Below are 24,042 nucleotides of genomic sequence, written 5' to 3'. Positions count from 1 at the left end.
TCAGTGTCCTTCCAGCAAAGGGGTGTCGGTGTGTGGCTGCGTTGGCGCCGTTGCGGCTTTCGGCCGCTTGTCGAACAGGCGGCGCACGATCACGAAGAACAGCGGCACGAAGAAGATCGCCAGCACCGTGCCCGAGACCATGCCGCCGACCACGGCCGTGCCCAGCGCGTTCTGCGCACCGGCACCGGCGCCCTTGCCGAGCATCAGCGGCAGCACGCCCAGAATGAACGCGAGCGAGGTCATCAGGATCGGGCGCAGCCGCATGCGCGCCGCGGTGATCGCCGCCTCCACCAGGCCCACGCCTTGCGCGACCAGGTCTTTCGCGAACTCCACGATCAGGATCGCGTTCTTCGATGCGAGGCCGATGGTCGTCAGCAAACCCACCTGGAAGTAGACGTCGTTCATCTTCCACGTGAGCACCGCGGCGACCAGCGTGCCCAGCACGCCCAGCGGCACCACGAGGATCACCGACAGCGGGATCGACCAGCTCTCGTACAGCGCGGCCAGGCACAAGAAGACCACCAGCAGCGACGCCGCATACAGCAGCATCGCCTGGCTGCCGGCCGCGCGCTCCTGGCGCGAGATGCCGGTCCACTCGTAGCCGATGCCGGGTGGCAGTTCGGCGGCGTGGCGCTCCACCAGGTCGAGCGCCTGCCCGCTGGACAAGGTGCCCGGCAATGCCATGCCCATGATCTCGACCGAGGGCACGCCGTTGTAGCGCTCCAGCCGTGGGGAGCCCGAAGACCAGCCGGCCTGCGCGAACGCGCTGAACGGCACCATCGCGCCGCTGGCGTTGCGCACGAACCAGTGGTCGATGTCGCTGGGCAGCATGCGGAAAGGCGCATCGGCCTGCAGGAACACCTTCTTCACACGCCCGTTGTCGATGAAGTCGTTGACGTAGCTGCTGCCCCAGGCGGCCGAGAAGGTGTTGTTGACGTCGGCCATGGTCAGGCCCAAGGCGCCGGCCTTGTGCTCGTCGATCTCGAGCCGGAACTCGGGCGCGTCTTCCATGCCGTTGGGCCGCACTGCCACCAGGCCGGGTTCCTTCATCAGCGCACCCAGCAGCTGATTGCGCGCCTGCATGAGGGCTTCGTGGCCGAGGTTGGCGCGGTCTTGCAGCATCAGGTCGAAGCCGCTCGCGTTGCCGAGTTCGGACACGGCCGGCGGCGCGAAGGCGAACACCGTCGCGTCGCGCAGCGACAGGAAGTGCTTGATGGCGTTGTTGGCAACGGCCGCAGCCTTCAGCTCGGGCCGCGTGCGTTCGCTCCACGGCTTGAGCTTGACGAAGGCGAAGCCGCTGTTCTGGCCGCTGCCGGCGAAGCTGAAACCGGCCACGGTGAAGATCGAATCGACCGCATCCTTCTGGTCGACCAGAAAGTGATGCTCCACCTGCTCGAGCACTTTCAGCGTGCGGTCTTGCGTGGCACCGGGCGGCAGCTGAACCAGCGTGAACAGCGAGCCCTGGTCTTCGTCGGGCAGGAAACCGGCGGGGACCTTCGTGAACACGAAGCCGACCACCAGCGTGAGCACCGCGTAGCCGGCCATGTAGCGCCAGCCGCGGCCGATCATGTGCCGCACCACGCCCTGGTAGCCGCGGTTGCTGCGATCGAAGAAGCGGTTGAACGCGCCGAAGAAGCCGGTCGTGGCCAGCGCGTGTCCCTTTGCCACCGGCTTGAGCAGCGTGGCGCACAGGGCGGGCGTGAGGACAAAGGCGACCAGCACCGACAGCGTCATCGCCGAGACGATGGTCACCGTGAACTGGCGGTAGATCACGCCGGTCGAGCCACCGAAGAAGGCCATCGGCACGAACACCGCGGCGAGCACCAGGGCCACGCCCACCAGTGCACCGGTGATCTGGCCCATCGACTTGCGCGTGGCCTCTAGCGGCGACAGCCCCTCTTCGCTCATCACGCGCTCCACGTTCTCGACCACCACGATGGCATCGTCGACCAGCAGGCCGATCGCCAGCACCATCGCCAGCATCGTCAGCGTGTTGAGCGAATAGCCGAAGGCGGCCAGCACGCCGAAGGTGCCCAGCAGCACCACCGGCACCGCGATCGTCGGGATCAGCGTGGCGCGGAAGTTCTGCAGGAAGAGGTACATCACGACGAACACCAGCACGACGGCTTCGATCAGCGTCTTCACCACCTCTTCGATCGAGATGCGCACGAAAGGCGTGGTGTCGTAGGGCTTGATCACCTCCACGCCAGTCGGGAAGAACTTGCGAAGCTCGTCGAGCTTGGCGTCGATGCCGCGCACGGTGTCGAGCGCATTGGCGCCGGTGGCGAGCTTGATCGCAAGGCCCGCAGCCGGCTTGCCGTTGAAGCGGCTCTGCAGCGCGTAGCTCTCGCTGCCGAGCTCGATGCGGGCCACGTCGCGCAAGCGCACGGCCGAGCCGTCGGCCTGCGTGCGCAGCAGGATGGCTTCGAACTCGGGCGCCGTCTTCAGCCGCGTCTGTGCGGTGATGGTGGCGTTGAGCTGCTGGCTCTGCACGGAGGGCAGGCCGCCGAGCTGGCCCGCCGAGACCTGGGCGTTCTGCGCCTGGATCGCGTTCTTCACGTCGAGCGGCGTGAGCTTGAAGCTGTTGAGCTTGCTCGGGTCGAGCCAGATGCGCATCGCGTACTGCGAGCCGAACAAGGTCGTGTCGCCCACGCCTTCGACGCGGCTGATCGCTTCCTGCACATTGGCCGCCACGTAGTCGGAGAGGTCGGACGCGCTCAGCTTGCCGTCTTGCGACACGAAGGCCAGCACGTTCAGGAAGTTGTTCGCCGACTTCGTGACCTGCACGCCTTGTTGCTGCACTTCTTGCGGCAGCAGTGGCGTGGCGAGCGCGAGCTTGTTCTGCACTTGCACCTGGGCGGTGTCGGGGTCGGTGCCGTTCTCGAAGGTGAGCGTGATGGTCACGCTGCCCGTGGACTCACTGGTCGAGGCCATGTAGGCCAGCTGGTTCAGGCCCTTCATCTTCTGCTCGATGACCTGGGTGACGGTGTCTTCCAGCGTCTTGGCCGACGCACCGGGGTAGTTGGCCGAGATGGCGATGGCCGGTGGGGCGATCGACGGGTATTGCGCGATCGGCAGAATCTTGATGGCCATCACACCCGCCAGCATCACGATGATGGCGAGGACCCAGGCAAAGATCGGGCGGTCGATGAAAAAGCGAGCCATGGTGATGATCTCCGGCCGTGTCAGTTCGCGGCGGCCATGCGCGGGGCAGGGGCGCTGGCTGGCGCGACGGGTGCCGGCAGTGCCACGGCGTTGACGGGCTGGCCCGGCCTTGCCTTCTGCTGCCCTTCGACGACGAGGCGGTCACCGGCCTTGAGACCGGTCGACACCAGCCAATGGTCGCCGATGGCGCGCTCGGTGGTGATGGACCGCGGCTCGAGCTTGCCGTCGGCGCTGACCACGAAGGCCATCGGCTTGCCGGTGGCATCGCGGCTGACGGCCGGCTGCGGCACCAGCAGGGCCTGCTCGTTCACGCCCTCTTCGACCACGGCACGCACGTACATGCCAGGCAGCAGGTCGGCGTTCGGGTTGGGGAACACCACGCGCAAGGTGATCGCGCCGGTGCCCTGGTCGACCGTCACGTCGGAGAACTGCAGCTTGCCGGCGAGCGGGTAGGTGCTGCCGTCTTCGAGCAGCAGTTTGACGACGGCAGAGTTGGCGCCGCCGCCTTTCAGGTCGCCACGCGCCAGGGCGTGCTTGAGCCGCAGCACCGAGCTGCTCGATTGGGTGACGTCCACATAGATCGGGTCCAGCTGCTGCACCGTCGAGAGCAGCGTGGCCTGGTTCGCCGTGACCAGCGCGCCCGGCGTGACCGACGACTTGCCGATGCGCCCCGAGATCGGCGACACGACGCGCGTGAAGGCGAGGTTGATGCGTGCGCTCTCCAGCGCGGCCTTGGCGCCGGCCACATCGGCCTCGCCCTGCTGCAGCGCGGCCGATGCGTCGTCCTGGTCTTGCTGGCTGACGGCCTTGATCTCGACCAGCTCGCTGTAGCGCTGTGACTTGAGGCGCGTCGAGCACAGGTTGGCTTCGTTCTTGGCGAGCGTGGCACGCGCGCTGTCGTAGCTGGCCTGGTAACTCGCCGCGTCGATCTGGTACAGCGGCTGGCCGGCCTTCACGAGGCTGCCTTCCTGGAAGTTGCGCGTCTGGATCAGGCCGGTCACCTGCGGGCGCACTTCGGCGATCTGGTACGGCACGGTGCGGCCCGGTAGTTCGGTGCTGAGCGCGAGGCGCTGCGGCTGCACCACCAGCACGCCAACTTGCGGCGGGCCCGACAACTGGGGCGGCGGGCCGCCCGGAGGGGCTCCGCACGCCGTGAGCAGTGCCGATACGAGGGCCAGCATCACGGTACCGGCGGTCAGGGGGTGGTTCGAAGACATGCGGAAATTCCTTTAATAAACATACCGATGAGTTCAGTATAAGGTTTGACGTACCATTGGTGTCAAGCAATACTGAACTTGCGAGTTCAGAAATAAAGGCATTGACGTGCGAGTCAAAACAGAAGCAAAGCGCGAGGCGATCCTCGAGATGGCGTCGCAGGTGTTCCAGGAAATGGGCTTCGAGCGGGCGTCCATGGACGAGATCGCCGCGCGCATGGGCGGCTCGAAAGTCACGCTCTATGGCTACTTCGCATCGAAGCAGCAGCTGTTCCTGGAAGCCACCATCCACATGGGGATGCGCCACCTGGGCCCGGCCTTCGACGAGCTGGTGCCGGGCAGCGACGACCTGCCGCGGATGCTGCGCTGCTTCGGCGAGAAATTCCTCGCGTTCATCTGCACGCCGGAGGCCACCGGCGCCTACCGATTGGCGGTGGCGCAATCCGGCCAATCCGACATCGGCCGCCATTTCTTCGAGCTGGGACCGAAGCGCGGCGAGGAGTTCATTGCGTCCTTCCTGCAGGGCGAAATGGACGCCGGCCGGATCAAGGACGGAGACGCCGCCGTGGCGGCGATGCACCTCTCCGCTTTGCTGCACGCCGAGACCGCGCACCGCCTCTTGATGGGCGTGAGCGGGCCACCCACGCGCCAGCAGGTCAAGCAGATGGTCGACCGCGCGGTGAAGGTGTTCCTGGCGGCTTACGGCGCCTGAACGGCGTGCTTCTGCCGCAGGCCGCGCTTCGCGAACGCCTCGTCGCCATCGTGCGCGAGTCGGCGTGGTTCATGCCGGCGCTCTGTGTGGTGCGAGAGATGAGCCTGTCGTCATGGTGCATCGGCGCAGGGGCCGTGCGCAATCTGGTGTGGGATCAGCTGCATGGGTTCGAGACGCCATCGGCGTTGGCCGATGTCGACGTGGCGTACTTTGATGCGGCAGATCTTTCGCCGAAGCGAGATGCCGAGCTTCAGGCGCGGCTGAGCCAAGGGCTTCCTGGCGTGCCTTGGGAAGTCACCAACCAGGCGGCAGTCCACCAATGGTTCGAGGGCTACTACGGCCACCCGGTCGAGCCGCTCGCATCACTGCGCGATGCCGCGGCCTCTTGGCCCGAGTTCGCCACCTCGGTCGGACTCACGCTGCTGGCCGACGGTTCGATCGACGTCATCGCGCCGCACGGCCTGGACGATCTGTTCGCCGTCGTCGTCCGACGCAACCCCACGCGGGTCAGCGTCGACACCTACCGGCAGCGCGTGTCGCAGAAGCGATATGCCGAGCGCTGGCCGAAGGTGACGGTCGTGCCGTGCTGAGCATGGCGATGCCCTCGGCCTTCACGTCATAGGTCATCGCGTCAACGTGCGACCGCTTGGCGTCGACCCAAGCGCATGGCGTTTGCGTCCCTGATCTCAACCTGAAGCGTGGCAGCCGTGGTTGTGGCGTTGAGCGTCGACATTGGCATGCTCTTTGCGCCGTCCATTTGCAAGCTCCCGTTCAGTGTTTCTTCCAACCATCTCAAGCACGCACCTCATGCCGAATCGCCAAGTCCGTCCCCTGCCGAAAGCACTCATCACTCCTCTCGCATTCGCGCTCTGCGCCGCCACACTGTTCATCAGCGGGTGCGGCGACGATGAACCGCAAGCCGCGGCTCCTGGCGCGCTCGCGCCGGTCGCGGCATTCGCCCCGCAAGCCAGTGCGGCGGGCGTGGTGGTGGCCGACGCGCCACTGCCACGGCCGACCACCTCACCCTGCACGGTCCAGCTATACAGCGGCATGTCGTACAGCGGATTCGATGCACATGCGTTTGCCTATCCCGGTTCGGGCGCTTGCGGCGGCAAGTTCGCGAAGGTGGTGTTGGAGGCAGATTTCTCGGTCAACGCGGGCCGCCAGTTCGACCGCACGGCGCTGATCTCGATCGGTGGCGTCAATCTCTATTTCGGCACCACGCAAGAGCCTTCCGCGAAGGTGGCACCGGGTTGGCATGTCGAGCGTGATCTGACCGAGTATGCGAATGCACTGACCGCGGCGGCCACCGGCTACGTCAGGCTCGACACCGTTGTCGACAGCACTTACACCGGCGTGTTGCAGGGCTCGGCGAAGCTGGTGTTCTATCCGCCAGCGACCCCGGCTGACGACGCCACGGCCCGCGTGGCCGACACCGTGATTCCGTTCGCAGGCGACCTGACGAACGGCGACCCGGCGAGTCTCGCGACCTCCACCGACACCTTGCAACGCGTGTTGACCTTGCCGACGAACATCGTCCGCCTCTATCTCGACGTGCACGCAGAGAGCCAGGGCGGCGACGAGTTCTGGCAGACCTGCGTCCCGAGCGATTTGTCCGCGGCGCTGCAAAGCTGTGGCGGCAGCAGCTTCCGCGAGGTGCTGGTCGCGATCGACGGCCAGCCGGCCGGGCTGGCTCCCGTGGTTCCGCGCGTTTATACCGGCGGCATCGACCCCGGGCTCTGGCGTCCGACACCGGGTGCCGAGACACTCGATTTCATTCCCTCGCGCATCGATCTCACGCCGTTCGCGGGCGCCTTGAGCGACGGCACGCCACACACGGTCGCGATCTCCGTCGAAGGTGCGCAAGATCACTTCGCCGTCCTCGGCAACCTGCTCGTCTACCGCGACTCCGGCAGCGTCACGACCTCCGGCAGTGTCAGCAGCAACACGCTGACGACGGCCGCGTTGACTGCCCCGGTCACGACCAACAACGTCGCCATCGCCGCGGACGGCAGCGCCAGCGGGCCGCTGGGAGTGACTGCCGCACGCAGCTACGCGATCACGGGCTATGTCGATACGTCGAAAGGGCGTGTGACCACCACCGTGCAGCAGGACCTGGCGTTCAGCAACCAGCAGACTTTCTCGATCGTGGGCGCGCTGTATGCGCAGTCGGTGGCCCAGACCTCCACCGCGGCCGTGACCGTGACGACCACGAACGGCAGCAGCAAGACGATCGACAACTTCTCGCTCAGCTACCCGCTCAACCTGAGCTACGTCTACGACGGTGACGCCAACACGCAGAACAGCACCATCGCGATGGACTTCACCGACGTCGTTGCGCGACAGCGTGATGGCCACACCGTGTTCAGCAGTTCCTTCGAGAATGCCGTCAACTCCAAATCGGGCCTCATCTTCAGCACGACGGGCGGCGCGACCCAGCTCGTTGGCCAGCAGGGAACGCAAGCGGTCAGCTACTCGGACAGCCTTGGCAGCTGCTACAAGCGCAGCATCGCGACGGCGTTGAATGTGCTCGCCTCGTTCACTGACGGAGTCGGGTGCGCCAACGGCAACGTCTTGGACTGGCACGCCCAACCCGATGGCGCACCTGCCCAAGGTTTGCTCGCCCAGTTCTAACCGCGCTCAGGGTCGGTCACGGCTCGAGTTCGCGAGTTCGCCACCGCGGCCGGAGTCATGCCGCTGGCCTCGCCCTCAGGCCGCTGAAGCCCTCGCGCTGATGTTCGCCGTCCAGCACTCGACGAACTTGCCGTTGGCAATGCGAAGAACGTCGACCCCAACTTTGGCGACATCGCTCTCCGCGCGATGGGGCGTTCGGCCCGGGCCCGTTGTGGCGCGCCAGTAGGCCATGACGGTGGTGGCGCTGACCGAAGGCGCCTCCTTCACGTCATAGGCCATTGCGTCGATGTGCGACCGCCTGGCGCCGACCCAGGCGCGCACGGCGCCCGCGTCCCTGATCTCGACGTGGGGCTGCGGGCAATCCGCAGTCAGGTGCACGACGAATTCGTCTCCGATGATGTGATCGCAGAGTTCGAGTTCGCCATTCCACATGCGTACCCACTGCGAATACAGCGCCTTGTTCTCGTTGATTCTGGTTTCCTGCTCCATGTTGGGCTCCTTTTCGCGCAAAGCGTACGAGGCGACTGCTGACAGCGTTGTGTCAGCAGCGTGCCGCCACACCCGGCAAGCGACACGGCTGCTCATTGAAAGCTTTGCAGCATGCTTGACGCAGCCCTACCTTTGATGTGCCATGGACTTCGCTGGACCGCGGGTGGAAACGGCTGGCCGCCGGGCGACGTGCAGCTGCGGCGAGGCAAACGGTCTGCTCGGAACACCGTTTGCTGCATCGGGCGTAAAGCATCAAAGGAGGCTCCCCATGCTGACCGCCCTTTTCGCCCGCTCGCTTCAATCTGCCGCAGCGGTTGCGGTGCTGGCCCTCGCCGGGCAACAGGCACAGGCCACCCTGTTGACCTTCAATGAGTTGCCCTGGACGCCGCACGACTCGTGGAGCGACTTGCCGGTCACCAACCAGTACGCGTCGTTGGGCGTGACGATGCAGGGGGCATACCTGGATCGGAACGATGCGGGGAACCAGTACCTGATCACCGACATCTTCGGCACGATCTCGTTCACCGACACCTTGCCGCGCTACGTCAGCCTCAACCTCAGCTCGCCATCGGCCGGCACCGAGTCGTATGTGGAGGCGTGGAACGGCAACACGCTGGTCGGGTCCGGCCGCACGGGCGGCGTCTTTCCCGATGGCTCGGCCGATGGCGGCTCGTCGTCCGTGATGCCGTACGAGGCGAACCGCTACATCCCGCTGACTTTTGCCGGCGGCATCTCGAGGCTGACCTTCGCCAATGCCTACGGAACCCGCACCAGCGCGCTTGTCGACAACCTGTACTTCGGCGCAGTGCCCGCCGTTCCGGAGCCGTCCACGCTCTTGCTGTTCGGTGCGGGCATTCCGCTGCTGGTGGCTGTCGCGCGCCGGCGCAAAAGCGCAGACAGCTGACACGCCACCGGGTTCGCCCGTGACCGGGACGTACCGGAGTTCGTGAACCCACGCAGGTAAAGTGCTCGACAGGCCCAAGGAGACCTCATGAGCACTGTCGACACGCCCGCGCCAATTGCCTCTCGCATCAGCCGCCCGCGCGCCGCTCACCTGGCGGGAGGCTGAGACTGGACATCCCCGACCTTGTCGGCCAGCTGCATTGGGCGCTGGCCTGGTTGCTGCTGCCTGCAGCCGCACTCGTGGCGGCGAGCGGTGCCGCACGGTCCGACCTGCCGCATGCCTGGCGCAGTGCGCTCGCGCTGGCCTGCGGCTTCGGCCTGGCCGCCGTGGCGCTGCTTGCAGCACGCCATGCGCAGAATCTGGACATGCCGTGGTGGGTGGTGCTGCTCTTGCCGCCGATGTGCATCGTGTGGGCTTACGGGGTGGGTGGTTCGAAGCCGATGGCGATGCTGCTGTTCCTTGCCGGGTTTGGCGTCTCGTTCATGCTGTGGGTCTTGCTCGGGCTGCGCGCGCTGGGCGGCACGACCGCGGTGCTGCTGCTCAACGACGCGCTGCTGGTGGTGGCCGCTCCGCTGTTGATCGTGGGCCTGTGCAAGCACTTCGCCACGCCCAGGCCAACGCCACCCCCCGTGCCTGAAACCGCCGCAGCGCCTGAGCGCGAAGCCGCGCTGCAGCAGCGCCTGGCCAGCGACGAGGCGCAGGAAGCGGCCGACAAATACACGCGTGATTGAGACACGCGTGATTGAGCGCACGGTGGCCACCCCCGCAATCACATCCGACCCGCTGTTCGACACGGCCCGCCTGCCGGGCTTGTCGCCGCAAGCGCGTGCCTTGCTGCGCTGGATGCGCGAGCACCCGCAGGCACCTCGCTATCGCAACCACAGCGGCCATCGCGTGAGCTTGGCGCAGCGTTGGCAGGCACGTGCACGCCATGCGCTCATCGCGCACCGGCCGCTGCCGCGCTGGGTGCCTGGCGCGCCGCTGCCTGCCTGGGTGACGCGGTTTGTCGATCGATGCCGGCGCGATGTGCCGGCTCATGCACGCACGCCGCTGCCCGTGCAACCCGGCTCGCTCGACGACATTCCGACCATGGACCGGCATGCGCTCGTCAGCGCATTGGCGGCGCACATGCCGCTCGATTTGCCGCTGGACGAGCTGATCTGCTTCTCCACCAGCGGCACCACCGGCCACCCGCTGCGCGTGCCCTCGCATCCGCGTGTGGCCTGCGACTACTACGCCCACCACCGGCGCGCACTTGCCCATTTCGGCATTGCACCGCGTGCGGGCAGTGGTCAGGTCGGCATCGTGCTCGCCGGGTTTCAGCAGCGCTGCTTCACTTACGTGTCGGTGAATCCGCTGCAAGGCGATTGCGGGCTGGCCAAGCTCAACCTGTATCCCGATGAATGGAGGCATGTCGACGACCGCGCGCGGTACCTCGATGCGCTGGCGCCCGAGCTGATCTCGGGGGACCCGGTGTCGCTGGCCGAGCTGCTGCGCGTGGGCATGCGGCACCGGCCGCGGGCGCTGATGTCGACCTCGATGGCGCTGGCCCCGGCCTTGCGCACGGAGCTTGAGCACGCGTTCGGCTGCCCGGTTGCCGATCTCTACTCACTGAACGAGGTGGGGCCGGTGGGGGTGTTCGTGCCCGCACTCGGCGGCTTTGCCTTGCTGCAGTCGCGGTTGCTGGTGGAGATCGTCGACGACGACGGGCGTGCCTTGCCGCCGGGGCAGCGCGGAGAGATCACGGTCACCGGCGGCTTCAACCCCTGGCTGCCACTGCTGCGCTACCGCACCGGAGACTTTGCGCAGATGGCCGCCACGCCGCACGGCCTGGTGCTGCGCGAGCTGGAAGGCCGTGCGCCGGTGCGCTTTCGCAGCGCGAGCGGCCAGTGGCTCAACAACATCGAGGCCACGCACGCACTGGCGGCTTTCGCGCTGACGCGCTTCAGCCTGCACCAGCGCGCCGATGCCTCCTTCGTGCTGAAGGTCGATGCGGCCGAGCCGCTGGCCACGTTGGCGCCAGGGCTGGATTCGGCGCTGAAGGCGCTGCTCGGCGACGGCATCCAGCTTCACATTGAGCCCTTGCCGGTGGGCGACAAGGTGCGCCAATACACCTCTGACCTCTGCCCATGACGCCACTCGAAATCGGCGCCAACATCGCCGCCACCATCTCGATCGCGCTCGCCGCGCGCAACAGCCTGCACACCTGGTGGACGGGCATCGTCGGCTGCCTGCTGTTCGGTGTGCTCTTCATGCAGACGCAGCTGTATGCCGACGCCACGCTGCAGCTCTTCTTCATCGTGACCAGCTTGTGGGGCTGGCGGCACTGGCGCGCCGGCGCGAGCGGTGAGCCTGCAGCCGTGCAGCGCACGAGCACTGGCACGCTGGCGGTGCTGGGGCTCGCAGCCCTCGGCGTCACCTTCGCCTACGGCAGCCTGCTGAAGCACTGGACCGATGCCTACGCCCCGTTCGTCGACTCGGCCGTGCTCGCCTTCAGCGTGGTGGCACAGCTGCTGCTGATGCAGCGCCGGCTGGAAACCTGGCCCACCTGGCTGCTGGTCAACACGCTCTCGGTGCCCTTGTTCGCCTCGCGCGGGTTGACGCTCACCGCTTGTCTGTACACGGTCTACTGGTGCAACGCGTGGTACGGGTGGTGGCATTGGCAGCGCCAGCGGCTTGCCTTGGCCGCAGCATGAGTCGCACGTTCCAGCTGGGGCTGGTGGTCGGCAAGTTCGCGCCGCTGCACGCGGGCCATCTGCACCTGATCGGGCACGCGGCCGCGCATTGCGAACGGCTGTTGATCGTCAGCTGGTGCCAGCCGGAGCCGGCGAACTGCGATGCCGCGTCACGCAGGCGCTGGCTTGCGGCGTGCTGCTCGCAGCACGAGTGCGTGGTGCTCGACGATGCCGCGCTCGCCCAGGCCTGCACCGATCGCGGCCTGGCCTCACGCACGTTGCCGCCGGACGCGAGCGACGATGCGACGCAGCAGCACTTCCTCGCGTGGCTGCTCGCCGAGGTGCTGCAGCGCTCGCCCGATGCCATGTTCGCGAGCGAGCCCTATGTGCAGCCATGTGCCGACGTGCTGGCAGCGCGCCTGGGCCATGCGATCACGCCCGTGCTGGTCGACCCATCACGTCAGGCAGTGCCGGTGAGTGCGACCCGCATTCGCCAGTCGCCCGAGTCCCTGCGTCACTTCTTGCCCGACGCGGTGTGGGCCGATTGGGTGCCGCGGGTGTGCTTTCTCGGCGGCGAATCCACCGGCAAAAGCACACTCGCCGCCGCGCTGGCAGCGCGCCATGGCACCGTGCCGGTCGCAGAGTACGGCCGCGAGCTGTGGGTGCAGCGCGGCGGCGAACTGCTCGAGACCGACCTCCTGCACATCGCGCAAGTGCAGCAGGCGCGCGAGGCCGAGGTCGCCGCCACGGCACCAAGCATCGTCTTCTGTGACACCTCGGCGCTGACCACGCTGTTCTATGCGCTCGATGGGTACGGCCATGCCGACCCCGAGCTGGTCGAACGCGCACGCCGGCCCTACCACCTGAACGTGCTGTGCGAGCCTGACTTCCCTTTCGTGCAGGACGGCACTCGGCGCGGCGAAGCATTCCGCGAGCACCAGCACGCGTGGTACCTGCGCGAGATCGGCGAACGCCAGCTGCCTTTGCTGCGCGTGCATGGACCCTTGACCGAGCGGGTGCAGCAAGTAGAGACAACCCTCGGCATTCAGCGCCCCGAAACGCCGGTCGCCTGATAAGCTGCCCGCGCCGCGCCCGCGGGCTCCTTCCTCCGCTGACCCCGCATGGATCTCGCCACCTTTCTCGTCCAGTGCCTCAACGCCGTCCAGTACGGCCTGCTGCTGTTCCTGCTGGCGAGCGGGCTCACGCTGATCTTCGGGATCATGGGCGTGATCAACCTTGCGCACGGCAGCTTCTACATGCTGGGCGCCTACATGGCCTTCGGCCTCGCACCCTTCTTCGGTGGCAACTTCCTCGGCATGCTGGTGGTGGGTGTGCTGCTCGCTGCGGTCTTCGGCTACGTGCTGGAGTGGCTGTTCTTCAGCTACCTGTACCAGCGCGAGCACCTGCAGCAGGTGCTGATGACCTATGCGCTGATCCTGGTGTTCGAAGAGTTGCGCAGCCTGCTCGCCGGCAACGACGTGCATGGCGTGCAGGCGCCGGCATGGCTCGCCGGCAGCATCGCGCTCGGCGAGCTGATGAGCTACCCGGTGTACCGGCTCTTCGCTTCGGCCGCCTGCCTCGTGATCGCCATCGGCCTCTACGCGCTGGTGAATCACACGCGGCTCGGCATGATGGTGCGCGCCGGTGCGAGCAACCGCGACATGGTGCGCGGCCTGGGCATCAACATCAAGCTGTTGTACCGCGGCGTGTTTGCTGCCGGCGTGGCCCTCGCGGCATTGGCCGGCATGATCGCCGCGCCCATGTCGTCCGTGTACCCGGGCATGGGTGGCAGCGTGCTGATCATCTGCTTCGTGGTGGTGGTGATCGGCGGCATCGGCTCCATCACCGGCGCGCTGATCGCTTCGTTGCTGGTGGGCTTCGTTGATACCTTCGGCAAGGTGTTCTTCGCCGAGTACAGCGGCGTGGGTGTGTACCTGCTGATGGCGGTGGTGCTGGTGTGGCGGCCGCAGGGTTTGATGAGGCGGGGGTATTGATGGCCGGGCGTCGGTTTTCCTCGCTCGTGCCGGTGATCGCGGCGTTGGTGCTGCTGGTCCTGCCAGGCGTGCTGTCGCCGTACGCGCAAGGCCTGGTCGCGAAGATCATGGTCTATGCGGTGTTCGCCTTGAGTCTCGAACTGCTCGTTGGCACCACCGGACTGGTGAGCCTCGGTCACGCCGCATTCCTCGGCATCGGCGCCTACGTCACCGTGCTGGCCGCGCCGGAAAGCGGCGGCAATGCGCTGCTCTGGCTGATGCCATTGGCCATGGTTGCCGCTGCGCTGTACGCCGTCGCCGTCGGTCTGCTGAGCCTGCGCACGCAGGGCGTGTACTTCATCATGGTGACGCTGGCCTTCGCGCAGATGGCCTACTTCGTCTTCCACGACACCAAGCTCGCTGGCGGCAGCGACGGGCTCTATCTATACGTGCGGCCGGTGCTCGGCCTCGGCAGCACCACGCTGCTCGACCCGGCCGAAGGCAGGCAGCTGTACCTGCTGGTGTGGGCGGTGCTGGTGGCCACCTACGCACTGCTCGCCATGCTCACCCGCTCGCGCTTCGGCCATGCGCTGGCCGGCATCCGCGTCAACGAGCAGCGCATGCGCGCGGCCGGCTACCGCACGCAGCACTACAAGCTCGCGGCCTTCGTGATCGCCGGCGCGCTCGCCGGGTTGGCCGGCTGCCTGCTGGCCGTGAAAGACGGTGTGGTGAACCCGGAGCTGCTGTCGTGGCACGAGTCGGGCGCGGTGCTGCTGATGCTGATCCTCGGCGGGCTCGGCCACCTGCGCGGCGCGGTGATTGGTGCGGTGGCGTTCACGCTGCTGAAGGAGTTCTTCGCGAGCGAAAGCCTGGTCGGCCCGCTCGCGCCGCATTGGCAGCTGAGCCTGGGCCTGAGCATCATCGTGCTGGTGGCTGCGTTGCCGCGTGGGTTGATGGGCTTGAAGTCCTTGTGGAGGCCACGTGGCTGACGCCCCCGCCTTGCAAGCCACCGCGCTGACGCGGCGCTTCGGCGGCCTCACGGCCGTGAACGCGGTGTCGCTGAGCCTGCACGTCGGTGAGCTGCACGCAGTGATCGGCACCAACGGCGCGGGCAAGTCGACGCTCGTGAACCTGCTGTCGGGTGAGCTGCCGACCGACGAGGGCCGCGTGATGCTCGGTGCGCACGACGTGACGCAGTGGCCCCAGCACCAACGCGCCCGCGCGGGCATCGGCCGCAGCTACCAGCGCAGCACCCTCTTCGGTGAGTTCAGCGTGCTCGAGAACTGCCGGCTCAGCGCGCAAGCCGCCTTGCAGCGGCCATGGCATGTGTGGCAGCCCGCCCTTCGTTGCGACCAGAGCCTTGCGACTGCGCAAGAGGTTCTCGCCACCACCGGGCTAGCAGACGTGGCCTCAAGCATCGCCGGCACGCTGAGCCATGGACAGAAGCGTCAGCTCGAAGTGGCGATGTGCCTGGCGACGCGCCCGCAGGTGTTGCTGCTCGACGAGCCGCTGGCCGGCATGGGTGCCGAAGAAACCGAGCGCATGCTGGCCTTGCTGCAAAGCCTGAAGCCCACGCATGCGGTGCTGCTGATCGAACACGACATGGACGCGGTGTTCCGCGTGGCCGACCGCATCACCGTGATGGTCGACGGCCAGGTGATCGCGAGCGACGTGCCGGGCCGAATCCGCACCCACCCTGAAGTGCTGCGGGCCTACCTCGGCGAGGCGTTCTTGTGACCGACCGCCTGATGCTAGCCGTCACCGCACTGAACGCGCACTACGGTGACAGCCACGTGCTGCGCGGCGTTGACCTCACGCTGGCCACCGGCACCGCGCTCGGCCTGCTCGGCCGCAACGGCATGGGCAAGACCACGCTCATCCGCACGCTGATGGGCTATGTGCGCGCGACGCAAGGCCAGGTGCTGTGGGATGGGCGCGAGGTCACCGGCTGGGCTCCCGAGCGCATGTCGCGCCTCGGCATCGGCTACGTGCCCGAAGGCCGCGGCATCTTCGGCAACCTGAGCGTGCGCGAGAACCTGGTGATGGCGGCGCGCGCCGGTGTCGACCGCCAGCGCGTGTGGACGCTGGACCGCGTGCTGGCCACGTTCCCCCGTCTGTCGCAGCGCCTGGCACATGGCGGCCAGCAGCTCTCGGGCGGCGAGCAGCAGATGCTCGCCATCGGCCGAGCACTGATGACCAACCCGCGCTTGCTGATCCTCGACGAAGCCACCGAAGGCCTGGCCCCGCTGATCGTGGCCGAGATCTGGCGCGTGGTGAGCGAGATCCGCGCAACCGGCATCAGCACGCTGATCGTCGACCGCAACTACCGCGCCGTGCTTGCGCACACCGACCGCGCCGTGGTGCTCGAAAAGGGCCGAGTGGTTGCCCATGGCAGCTCGGCCGAACTCGCGCAAGACCTTGGCGCGCTGGCCCGCTGGCTGGGCGTGTAGGCTGCGGTTTTTCCGCTTTCACACCCGATTTCAACCAAAGGCCCACCATGATTCTCGAAATCGCCGACATCCGCATCGCGCCAGGCAAGAACGCCGAATTTGACGCCGCCATCCAGCGCGGCCTCGAGACCGTGATCTCGCAGGCCAAGGGCTTTCTGGGTTATGACGTGCGCAAGGGAATGGAGTCGCCCGAGCGGTATGTGCTGATGATTCGCTGGGCAACGCTCGAGAATCACACGGTGGACTTTCGCGAGGGGCCGCTGTTCCCACAGTGGCGCGCGATCGTGGGGCCGTTCTTTGCGGCGCCACCGGTGGTGGAGCACTTCTCGCTGGTCGTTGCGTCAGCGTAGATCGGCTGATCGCGGCACCTGAGCTCTCGGCGCTCCGGCACGAGGCCTACTTCTCCTTGCGCCGCAGGATCATTGCGCGTTGCTCATCTTCAGTATTGGCGTATTGCACGATGCCGTTGCGCACGACACCCAGCACCAGCATGTTGCGGCTGATGGCGTCGTGATCCTTGGATGAGAAGGGTTGCTCGTACGAGGTGACCACGCCGGTGATGTTGCGCTCCAGCGCTTCGAGCTCGTTGCGGATCGATTCCGGCGTGACCGCGCGAGAGTGGGCACGCGCCTGGGCAATCACGCGCATGGCGATCTGCATCGCGTCATACGCCTGCGCTGCACACATCGCGCAGGGGATGAGCGGCTTGCCGATTTCCTTGCTCACGTTGCGGATGAAGGTCTTGCGATCGGCGTTGTGCGGCGCTTCCTGGATGAAGGTCTCCGCCATCATGGCGCCTTCGGCAGCCGGGCCAGCGGCGGCCAGGTGGTTGCCGAAACCCACGGTCCAGGGTCCGACATGCGGCACGTTCCATTTGAGTTCGGCGCGGCTCTTCGAAATCACCGCGTTTTCCGGGCCCACCGTGTAGGCGAAGATCACGTTCGCACCGGCGGCACGTGCGCGCTGCAGTGCTTCCTTGAGGTCTTTCACACCCACGTCGAAACGCTCCACGGCCACCGGCTTCAGGTCGCGGCGCGCGAGTTCGGCTTCGACGTCCTTGCGGCCGCCTTCGCCGTAGCCGCTGTTGTCGGCCAGGATCGCCACCTTGTTCAGCCCGCGCTTGAGGATTTCGTCGACCATGAAACCGACCTGCTGCACGTCGGGCACGGCAGTGCGGAAGATGTAGTTCGGGCCCGGGCCGGCGGCGAACTTATTGGTCAGCATGGTGCCGGTGGCCACGGGAATGATCAGCGGCACCTTGGCGTTCTGGTAGACGTCGATCGACGCCGCTGCCACGCCCGAGTTGCAGTAGCCGATGGTCAGCAACACGTTGCTGCGCACCAGTTCTTCAGCCACTTTCTTGCCGACCTCGGGGTTGGCCTGGTCGTCCATCTCCACCAATTCGATTGGGCGACCGAGGATGCCGCCCACGCCGTTGATCTCGCGGGTGATCAGGCGCAAGGCCGCGCGCATGCTGACACCCATGTCGGCGGAGCCGCCAGTGAACGGGCAATTCACGCCGATTCGAATGCGCTGTGTCGGGTCCGCGGAGGGCGCCACGAGAACGGTCGCAGGAGCGGCAACGTCAGCGGCGTACGCCTGGCCCACGGAGGCCAGGGCGCAAAGCCCGATCAGTGCGATCCGTTGCGTGAACGTGTGGATGTTCAGCATGGCGTTGTCTCCGTCGGTCTGTTTTGGTCTGAACAGTTTCCGGGGACCGCGCGATTCCTGACGAGGGAACTTCTCACACGCCGAACGCCGAAACATCGGCGTCACAACTTGGTCATCGATAGAGCGGGAATCTGTCATGGTCTGGCTGCTGCATTTCGCCGGCAGCCATGTCGGCCGGATCAGACTTCCAGCGGCAAGCCCACGTAGTTCTCGGCCAGCGCGGTCGATGCCGCGGTGGAGCCGAGCAGGTAGCCGATCTCGGCCTCCTGGATCTTCTGGCCGAACGCCCCGCCATCGGGGAACTTGTGCATCAGCGACGTGAACCACCACGAGAACCGCACCGCGTTCCACACGCGGCGCAGGCAACGATCTGAATACGCATCGATGCCGGCGGAGCTCTTGTCGCGATAGAACTCGATCAAGCCGCGTGACAAATACCGCACATCAGACGCCGCCAGGTTCAGGCCCTTCGCTCCCGTCGGCGGCACGATGTGAGCGGCATCGCCGGCGAGGAACAGGCGGCCGAAGCGCATCGGCTCGGCAACGAAGCTGCGCAGTGGCGCAATGCTTTTCTCGATCGACGGGCCGGTGACCATGCTCTCGGCCGCTTCGGGAGCGAGCCGCAAACGCAATTCGTCCCAGAACGCCTGATCGGACCAGTTCTCCACCTTGTCGTCGAGCGAGCACTGGATGTAGTAGCGGCTGCGCGTGAGGGAGCGCATGCTGCACAGCGCGAAGCCGCGCTCGTGGTTGGAGTAGATCAACTCATGAGCCACCGGCTTGGTGTCAGACAGCACGCCGAGCCAACCGAAAGGGTAGACGCGTTCATAGGTGCGCATCGCCTCGGGCGGCACGCTGGCGCGGCTGACGCCGTGGTAGCCGTCGCAGCCAGCGATGTAGTCGCACTGCACTTCGTGCGTGGCGCCTTCTTTCTCGTAGGTGACGCGTGGAGAGTTGCTGTCGAAGCCATGCAAGCGGACGTTCTCGGCTTCGTAGACCGTCTTGGCGCCGGCCGAGGCGCGCGCGTCCATCAGGTCGCGTGTCACTTCGGTCTGGCCGTAGACCATGACGTGCTTGCCGCCGCTCAGCCCATGCAGGTCGATGCGGTGCTGCGTGTTGCGGTAGCCGAGGTTGAAGCCGTCGTGCACAAGGCCTTCGGCATGCATGCGCGCGCCGAGGCCGAGCTGGTCCATCAGGTCGACCGTGCCCTGTTCGAGCACGCCGGCGCGGATGCGGCCGAGCACGTAATCGGCGCTGCGCTGCTCGATCACGATGGCGTCGACCCCCGCTTGGTGAAGCAGTGCGCCGAGCAGCAGGCCGGACGGGCCCGCACCGATGATGGCGACTTGAACTCGTGTTGTCATGGGGGCTTTCAGAGGGTGCTGCGCAAACGCGCCTGGGCCTGCAGCAGGGCCGGCAGGCAGTCGGAGATGAGCTGTTCGAGGCTCACGCGCGAAGCCTGTGCGCTGATGTTCATGGCGGCCAGCACCTCGCCGCGGTAGTTCTTCAGCGGCACCGAGATGGTCCGCAGGCCGAGCTCGAACTCCTGGTCGACGGTGGCATAGCCCTGCGAGCGCACGCGCGCAATCTCGGCGCGCAGCTCGTCGCTGTCGGTGAGGGTGTGCGGCGTACGCGGCTCCGGCGTCTGCCGAGCAAGCCACGCGTCGACCTCTTCGGGCGTCTTGGTGCTGAGCAGCACGCGGCCGTTGGCGGTGCAATAGGCCGGCACGCGGGTGCCCGGCTGCAGCGTCGACGACACCAGGCGTCCGGCCTCGGTGGCGGCGATGCAGATCACGTCGTCGCCGTCGAGCACCCCGGCCGACGAGGCTTCTTTCAGCGCATAGGCCAGCTTGTGCAGCTCGGGCTGCACGATGCGCGGCAGGCGGGCCGAGTGCATGTAGCTCTGGCCGAGGCGCAGCACCTTGGGGCTGAGCGAGTACATCTTGCGATCGCTGCTCACGTAGCCCAGGTACTCGAGCGTGATGAGGTAGCGGCGTGCGGCGGCGCGGGTCAGGTTGCAGCGGGCTGCCACTTCGCTGATCGTCAGGCGCGGCCGGTCCTGGTCGAAGGCCTCGATCACGGCCAGGCCCTTTTCCAGGCCGGCGATCAGGTCGCGCTTGTTGGGGCCGTCGTCGACCGCCGCGGCGGGGTCGGACTCTGCTAACTCGTCGTTGGTCGTCGGCGCATCAAGTCGGGCAAGGGCATTCATGGGCTGGCGGTTCGTGGTCGGCCAGCCCAATGTAGTTATTTGTCATCACCAAATCTATTGCTAATCGCCGCAATTGGGCGATTGGCGGACTTTCAAAGATCGACGGGCAACGGTGCCGGCGCCTTGATCTCCTCCATGCAGATCATCGAGCGCACGTCGTCCACGCCTGGCACCTGCATCAACCGGTCGGTCAGGAACTGGCTCAGGCTCTTGAGGTCGCGAGCCACCACCTTGAGCAGGTAGTCGCTGTCGCCCGAGACCGTGTGGCACTCGAGAATTTGAGGGAAAGCGCGAATGTCAGCCTCCACTTCGCGCACACGGCCGAACTGGCCGCCGTCGATGTTCAAGCTCACATACGCCATCACACCCAGGCCCAGCGACTGCGGCTGCACCTCGGCCCGGTAGCCGCGGATCACGCCGCGCTCTTCAAGTGCGCGTACACGGCGAAAGCATTGCGGCGCCGACAGGTGCACCTGCGCCGACAGCTCCACGTTGCTGGCCCGGCCATCAGCTTGCAACGCGTTGAGGATCTTGCGATCCAGGGCATCGATTTCCTTTGATTCCACGAGATATCCACTCCAAATACAAGAATCTTGTGAGTCACAGTCTATAAGCGCAAGAAATGGAATACAAATTTCGTGCGCCCTTGCCTAGACTGGCAGGGTCGCTCAGAGGAAAACAACCATGACCACCGCCGCCCGCGCTGCTGCGCTGCGCCAACGCGCACAAGCCACCGCCCAGTCACCCATCGAGCTCGAGGCGCTGCATGGCGCCCACAACTACCACCCGCTGCCAGTGGTGCTCACCCGCGGCGCAGGCGTTTACCTGTTCGACGACAGCGGGCGCCGCTACCTCGACATGATGTCGGCCTACTCGGCCGTTAGCTTCGGCCACAGTCACCCAGTGCTGGTGAACGCGCTCACCGAGCAGGCGCAGAAGCTCGCCGTCACCAGCCGCGCGTTCCACACCGACCAGCTCGGCGCCTTCCTGCAGACGCTGTGCCGCCTGACCGGCATGGCGCGTGCGCTGCCGATGAACAGCGGAGCCGAAGCCGTCGAGACCGCGATCAAGGCCGCGCGCAAGTGGGCCTACAAGGTCAAGGGCGTGGCCGAGGGCCGCGCGCACATCATCGTGGCCGAAGGCAACTTCGCCGGGCGCACGACCACCATCGTCGGCTTCTCGACCGAAGCGCAGTACCGCGACGGCTTCGGCCCCTTCGCGCCGGGCTTCTCGGCCGTGCCTTTCGGCGACGCGAAGGCACTCGAAGCCGCCATCACGCCCGACACCGCCGCCTTCATCGTCGAGCCGATCCAGGGCGAGGCCGGCATCGTGGTGCCGCCGGCCGGCTACCTGAAGGCAGTGCGCGAGATCTGCACGCGCCGCAACGTGCTGATGATCTGCGACGAGGTGCAGACCGGCCTCGGCCGCACCGGCGCGCTGCTGGCGTGCGACCTCGAAGGCGTGAAGCCCGACGGCCTGATGCTCGGCAAGGCGCTGGGTGGTGGCCTGCTGCCGGTGAGCGCATTCCTCTCACGCGAAGACGTGATGGCGCAGTTCACGCCGGGCGACCACGGCAGCACCTTCGGCGGCAACCCGCTGGCTGCCGCTGTCGGCCGTGCGGCGCTGGAGCTGCTGGAGAGCGAGCAGCTCTCGCAGCGCGCGCACGAGCAGGGCGAGCACCTGATGGCGCGGCTGCGTGGCCTGAAGCACCCTGCGATCACCGACGTGCGTGGCCGCGGCCTGCTGGTTGGCGTGCAGATCGACCCGTCGTTCGCCAGCGCGCGCGAGGTCTGCGAACGCCTGATGGGCGAAGGTGTGCTCACCAAGGACACGCATCACACCGTGGTGCGCTTGGCTCCGCCGCTGGTGATCGAGCGTGAGCAGGTCGATGCGGCTGTCGACGCCTTGCAGCGCGTGCTGCTGGCCATCGACGCACAGAAGCAGGCAGACGTCAGCGCCGTCCAGCTCGGTTGAGGCACGCCGGCCGTCCTCGGCCGGCTGGATAGATCCGGAAGCAGTCGAACGTGGTCTTTTGCACCGCGTTGACGAAGCTCGCCTGGGCGGCCGTTGCTGCGCTCCTTGCGTTGCCATGTCTCCATCTCTGTCCTCGATGAAACAGTGTGAGTGAGTTGCGCCTCGCAGGGATCGCGCTGGATTGACGTGCGGCGTCACCTTGCTGCGCCGCATCACGTCTTTTGACGTCTTTTGAGGAGGCATGTATGCACTCTCTTACAAAGAAACGAAAGAAGGGCCCCAAAACCAGCTCACACCGTGCGATTCGTGGCTCAACCGGCGGCGGAACATTGCCGAAGAGAACAGACCATGTTCAGCACCGGTTTATCCACCATGAATTCAGTCGTCGACGCGAGCCTGCCACCTGCCCAAGGGACCGGCCGTTGGCGCCCGGATTTCGCCGCCTGGCAATGCAGCGCCCTGGGTGCTGCCGGAGGGATCTCGACCTGCGCAGCCAGTGGCGGTGGCCTCTGGAGCTGGGTCGCTGCCGCGGGCCTGTTGGCTGCGGGCGTGCTGGTCGACCGCCGCCATGCCGCGCTCAAGCGCAGCCTGAAGCGCGCCACCACCGACTATTTATTAGCCGCCGAAGGCGTCGGCAAGGACGTGCTGCCCGTCTGGAGCGGCCACATCGAAACCTCGCGCGTGCAGATGGAAACCGCCATCGCATCGCTGAGCGAGCGCTTCGCCGGCATCGTCAACAAGCTCGACGAGGCCATGCGCGCCTCCGACATGGCCGGCAGCTCGATGCAGGGTCAGGACCAGGGCCTCGTGGCCGTGTTCTCGAACAGCAGCCGCGAACTCAATGCCGTGCTCGACTCACTGCGCCAGGCCATGGCGAGCAACGGCCTGATGCGCGAAGAAGTGCTGAACCTGCACCACTTCGTCGACGAACTGCAGCAGATGGCGGCCGAGGTGGCCAACATCGCCGCGCAAACCAACCTGCTGGCGATCAACGCCGCCATTGAAGCCGCCCACGCCGGCGAAACCGGCCGCGGCTTCTCCGTGCTCGCGCAAGAGGTTCGCAAGCTGTCGGCGATGTCGGGCGAAACCGGCAAGCGCATGGCCGACAAGGTCGCACTGGTTGCCGAGGCGATTGCCAACGCCCGCCGCAGCGCCGAGACCTCGGCCACGCGTGAAGCGGCGTCGATCACCGGCTGCGAGGCATCCATCACCGGTGTGCTCGATGGCTTTCGCGGTGTGACCGAAGCACTCTCCGAATCAGCCGACGTGCTCAAGCGCGAGAGCCTGGGCATCCAGGCCGAAGTGGGCGAAGCGCTGGTTCAACTGCAGTTCCAGGACCGCGTGAGCCAGGTGATGACGCATGTGCGCCAGAACATGGCCATGCTGCCCGAGCAGCTCGCGCAGAGCCGCATCGGCTACGAGCGCGATGGCGTGCTGGCGGCAGTGGACGCGCGCGCCCTGCTCGCCGAACTCGAGAAGACCTATGCCATGGCCGAAGAGCGCGAGACGCACGGCGGTGGAGGGGCGGCCGCCGCACCCAAGAACGAAGAGATCACCTTCTTTTAAGCACACGAATCACGCACACGAGAGAACACCATGGCCAAAAGCATTCTGATCGTCGACGACTCCGCCTCCGTGCGGCAGGTGGTGGGCATTTCCCTGCGGCAAGCGGGCTACGAGGTGATCGAGGGCGTTGACGGCAAGGACGCGCTCACCAAGCTGAAGGGCCAGAAGGTCCACCTGATCATCAGCGACGTGAACATGCCCAACATGGACGGCATCAGCATGGTCAAGGCCGTGAAAGAAATGCCGGCCTACAAGTTCACGCCCATCGTGATGCTGACCACCGAGTCGCAAGAAGAAAAGAAGCGCCAGGGCCAGGCTGCCGGCGCCAAGGCCTGGGTCGTCAAGCCGTTCAAGCCCGACCAGCTGCTTGCCGTCGTGCAAAAGCTCGTGCTGCCTTGACCCTGAC

Annotated in this window: 23 protein-coding genes; 16 read left to right on the top strand and 7 right to left on the bottom strand. The window is 66.5% G+C overall.

The features are described from left to right. Entirely contained in the window at positions 1–3,165 is a 3,165-nt protein-coding gene (locus AC1DYS_RS27980; protein ID WP_477904814.1) for an efflux RND transporter permease subunit, read from the bottom strand. Positions 3,166–3,185: 20 nt separating this feature from the next. Continuing rightward, a complete protein-coding gene (locus AC1DYS_RS27975) occupies positions 3,186–4,382 on the bottom strand; it encodes an efflux RND transporter periplasmic adaptor subunit (protein WP_477904813.1) in 1,197 nt (398 codons plus the stop codon). Between the two features lie 106 nt (positions 4,383–4,488). Here AC1DYS_RS27975 and AC1DYS_RS27970 point away from each other — a divergent pair, with 106 nt between their 5' ends. The 3 genes from AC1DYS_RS27970 to AC1DYS_RS27960 all read left to right on the top strand — a co-directional run bounded on the left by AC1DYS_RS27970 (position 4,489) and on the right by AC1DYS_RS27960 (position 7,725). After that, positions 4,489–5,091, top strand: coding sequence for a TetR/AcrR family transcriptional regulator (locus AC1DYS_RS27970; protein WP_477904812.1), 603 nt, complete (start codon positions 4,489–4,491; stop codon positions 5,089–5,091). Positions 5,092–5,162: 71 nt separating this feature from the next. Further along, complete coding sequence (locus AC1DYS_RS27965; RefSeq protein ID WP_477904897.1) at positions 5,163–5,681, top strand: nucleotidyltransferase family protein; 519 nt, start codon at positions 5,163–5,165, stop codon at positions 5,679–5,681. 217 nt (positions 5,682–5,898) lie between these two features. Then, on the top strand, positions 5,899–7,725 hold the full coding sequence (locus tag AC1DYS_RS27960; RefSeq protein WP_477904811.1) for a peptide-N4-asparagine amidase: 1,827 nt from the start codon (positions 5,899–5,901) through the stop codon (positions 7,723–7,725). Positions 7,726–7,800: 75 nt separating this feature from the next. Here AC1DYS_RS27960 and AC1DYS_RS27955 read toward each other — a convergent pair whose 3' ends face one another. Continuing rightward, positions 7,801–8,214, bottom strand: coding sequence for a nuclear transport factor 2 family protein (locus tag AC1DYS_RS27955; protein ID WP_477904810.1), 414 nt, complete (start codon positions 8,212–8,214; stop codon positions 7,801–7,803). 268 nt (positions 8,215–8,482) lie between these two features. Between AC1DYS_RS27955 and AC1DYS_RS27950 the strand changes: the two genes are divergently transcribed. The 10 genes from AC1DYS_RS27950 (at position 8,483) to AC1DYS_RS27905 (ending at position 16,566) form a co-directional block, all read left to right on the top strand. Then, a complete protein-coding gene (locus AC1DYS_RS27950) occupies positions 8,483–9,118 on the top strand; it encodes a PEP-CTERM sorting domain-containing protein (protein ID WP_477904809.1) in 636 nt (211 codons plus the stop codon). Positions 9,119–9,333: 215 nt separating this feature from the next. Then, on the top strand, positions 9,334–9,849 hold the full coding sequence (locus AC1DYS_RS27945) for a hypothetical protein (protein ID WP_477904808.1): 516 nt from the start codon (positions 9,334–9,336) through the stop codon (positions 9,847–9,849). A gap of 22 nt (positions 9,850–9,871) precedes the next feature. Beyond that, positions 9,872–11,251: an AMP-binding protein gene (locus AC1DYS_RS27940; protein ID WP_477904807.1), complete on the top strand. Its 1,380-nt coding sequence runs from the start codon at positions 9,872–9,874 to the stop codon at positions 11,249–11,251. Further along, positions 11,248–11,814, top strand: coding sequence for a nicotinamide riboside transporter PnuC (gene pnuC, locus AC1DYS_RS27935; protein WP_477904806.1), 567 nt, complete (start codon positions 11,248–11,250; stop codon positions 11,812–11,814). The genes AC1DYS_RS27940 and pnuC overlap by 4 nt, the downstream gene beginning before the upstream one ends. Continuing rightward, a complete protein-coding gene (locus AC1DYS_RS27930; protein ID WP_477904805.1) occupies positions 11,811–12,866 on the top strand; it encodes an AAA family ATPase in 1,056 nt (351 codons plus the stop codon). The genes pnuC and AC1DYS_RS27930 overlap by 4 nt, the downstream gene beginning before the upstream one ends. Positions 12,867–12,914: 48 nt before the next feature. Then, complete coding sequence (locus AC1DYS_RS27925; protein WP_477904804.1) at positions 12,915–13,787, top strand: branched-chain amino acid ABC transporter permease; 873 nt, start codon at positions 12,915–12,917, stop codon at positions 13,785–13,787. Next, on the top strand, positions 13,787–14,755 hold the full coding sequence (locus AC1DYS_RS27920) for a branched-chain amino acid ABC transporter permease (protein WP_477904803.1): 969 nt from the start codon (positions 13,787–13,789) through the stop codon (positions 14,753–14,755). Before AC1DYS_RS27925 ends, AC1DYS_RS27920 begins: the two co-directional genes overlap by 1 nt. Next, complete coding sequence (locus tag AC1DYS_RS27915) at positions 14,748–15,503, top strand: ABC transporter ATP-binding protein (RefSeq protein ID WP_477904802.1); 756 nt, start codon at positions 14,748–14,750, stop codon at positions 15,501–15,503. The genes AC1DYS_RS27920 and AC1DYS_RS27915 overlap by 8 nt, the downstream gene beginning before the upstream one ends. Before the next feature lie 11 nt (positions 15,504–15,514). Next, positions 15,515–16,216: an ABC transporter ATP-binding protein gene (locus AC1DYS_RS27910; protein WP_477904896.1), complete on the top strand. Its 702-nt coding sequence runs from the start codon at positions 15,515–15,517 to the stop codon at positions 16,214–16,216. Positions 16,217–16,263: 47 nt separating this feature from the next. Continuing rightward, the gene (locus tag AC1DYS_RS27905) at positions 16,264–16,566 is read left to right on the top strand and encodes an antibiotic biosynthesis monooxygenase family protein (RefSeq protein ID WP_477904801.1); all 303 of its coding nucleotides are present in this window, start codon (positions 16,264–16,266) and stop codon (positions 16,564–16,566) included. 46 nt (positions 16,567–16,612) lie between these two features. On the opposite strand, the gene AC1DYS_RS27900 is transcribed toward AC1DYS_RS27905, so the two are convergent. From AC1DYS_RS27900 to AC1DYS_RS27885, 4 genes are all read right to left on the bottom strand, one after another. Continuing rightward, positions 16,613–17,887, bottom strand: a complete 1,275-nt coding sequence (locus AC1DYS_RS27900) for an ABC transporter substrate-binding protein (protein WP_477904800.1) — start codon at positions 17,885–17,887, stop codon at positions 16,613–16,615. 179 nt (positions 17,888–18,066) lie between these two features. Then, positions 18,067–19,251 (bottom strand): 4-hydroxybenzoate 3-monooxygenase, encoded by a 1,185-nt coding sequence (gene pobA, locus AC1DYS_RS27895; RefSeq protein WP_477904799.1) that lies wholly within the window; start codon positions 19,249–19,251, stop codon positions 18,067–18,069. A gap of 8 nt (positions 19,252–19,259) precedes the next feature. Further along, a complete protein-coding gene (locus tag AC1DYS_RS27890) occupies positions 19,260–20,096 on the bottom strand; it encodes an IclR family transcriptional regulator domain-containing protein (protein WP_477904798.1) in 837 nt (278 codons plus the stop codon). A 92-nt stretch (positions 20,097–20,188) separates the two neighbouring features. Beyond that, on the bottom strand, positions 20,189–20,662 hold the full coding sequence (locus tag AC1DYS_RS27885) for an Lrp/AsnC family transcriptional regulator (protein WP_477904797.1): 474 nt from the start codon (positions 20,660–20,662) through the stop codon (positions 20,189–20,191). Between the two features lie 118 nt (positions 20,663–20,780). On the opposite strand from AC1DYS_RS27885, the gene rocD reads away from it, so the two are divergent. The 3 genes from rocD (at position 20,781) to AC1DYS_RS27870 (ending at position 24,035) form a co-directional block, all read left to right on the top strand. Then, positions 20,781–22,070 carry an ornithine--oxo-acid transaminase gene (gene rocD / locus AC1DYS_RS27880; protein WP_477904796.1) on the top strand — a complete coding sequence of 430 codons (1,290 nt, stop codon included), beginning with the start codon at positions 20,781–20,783 and terminating at the stop codon, positions 22,068–22,070. 372 nt (positions 22,071–22,442) lie between these two features. Next, the gene (locus AC1DYS_RS27875; RefSeq protein WP_477904795.1) at positions 22,443–23,636 is read left to right on the top strand and encodes a methyl-accepting chemotaxis protein; all 1,194 of its coding nucleotides are present in this window, start codon (positions 22,443–22,445) and stop codon (positions 23,634–23,636) included. A 30-nt stretch (positions 23,637–23,666) separates the two neighbouring features. After that, positions 23,667–24,035, top strand: coding sequence for a response regulator (locus tag AC1DYS_RS27870; protein WP_477904794.1), 369 nt, complete (start codon positions 23,667–23,669; stop codon positions 24,033–24,035). The last annotated feature ends 7 nt before the right edge of the window (positions 24,036–24,042 follow it).

The sequence above is a fragment of the Rhizobacter sp. P2_G4 genome, from assembly GCF_056403575.1.
The sequence above is the reverse complement of the archived record's forward strand: the minus strand, read 5'-3'. Positions and strand labels throughout refer to the sequence as shown.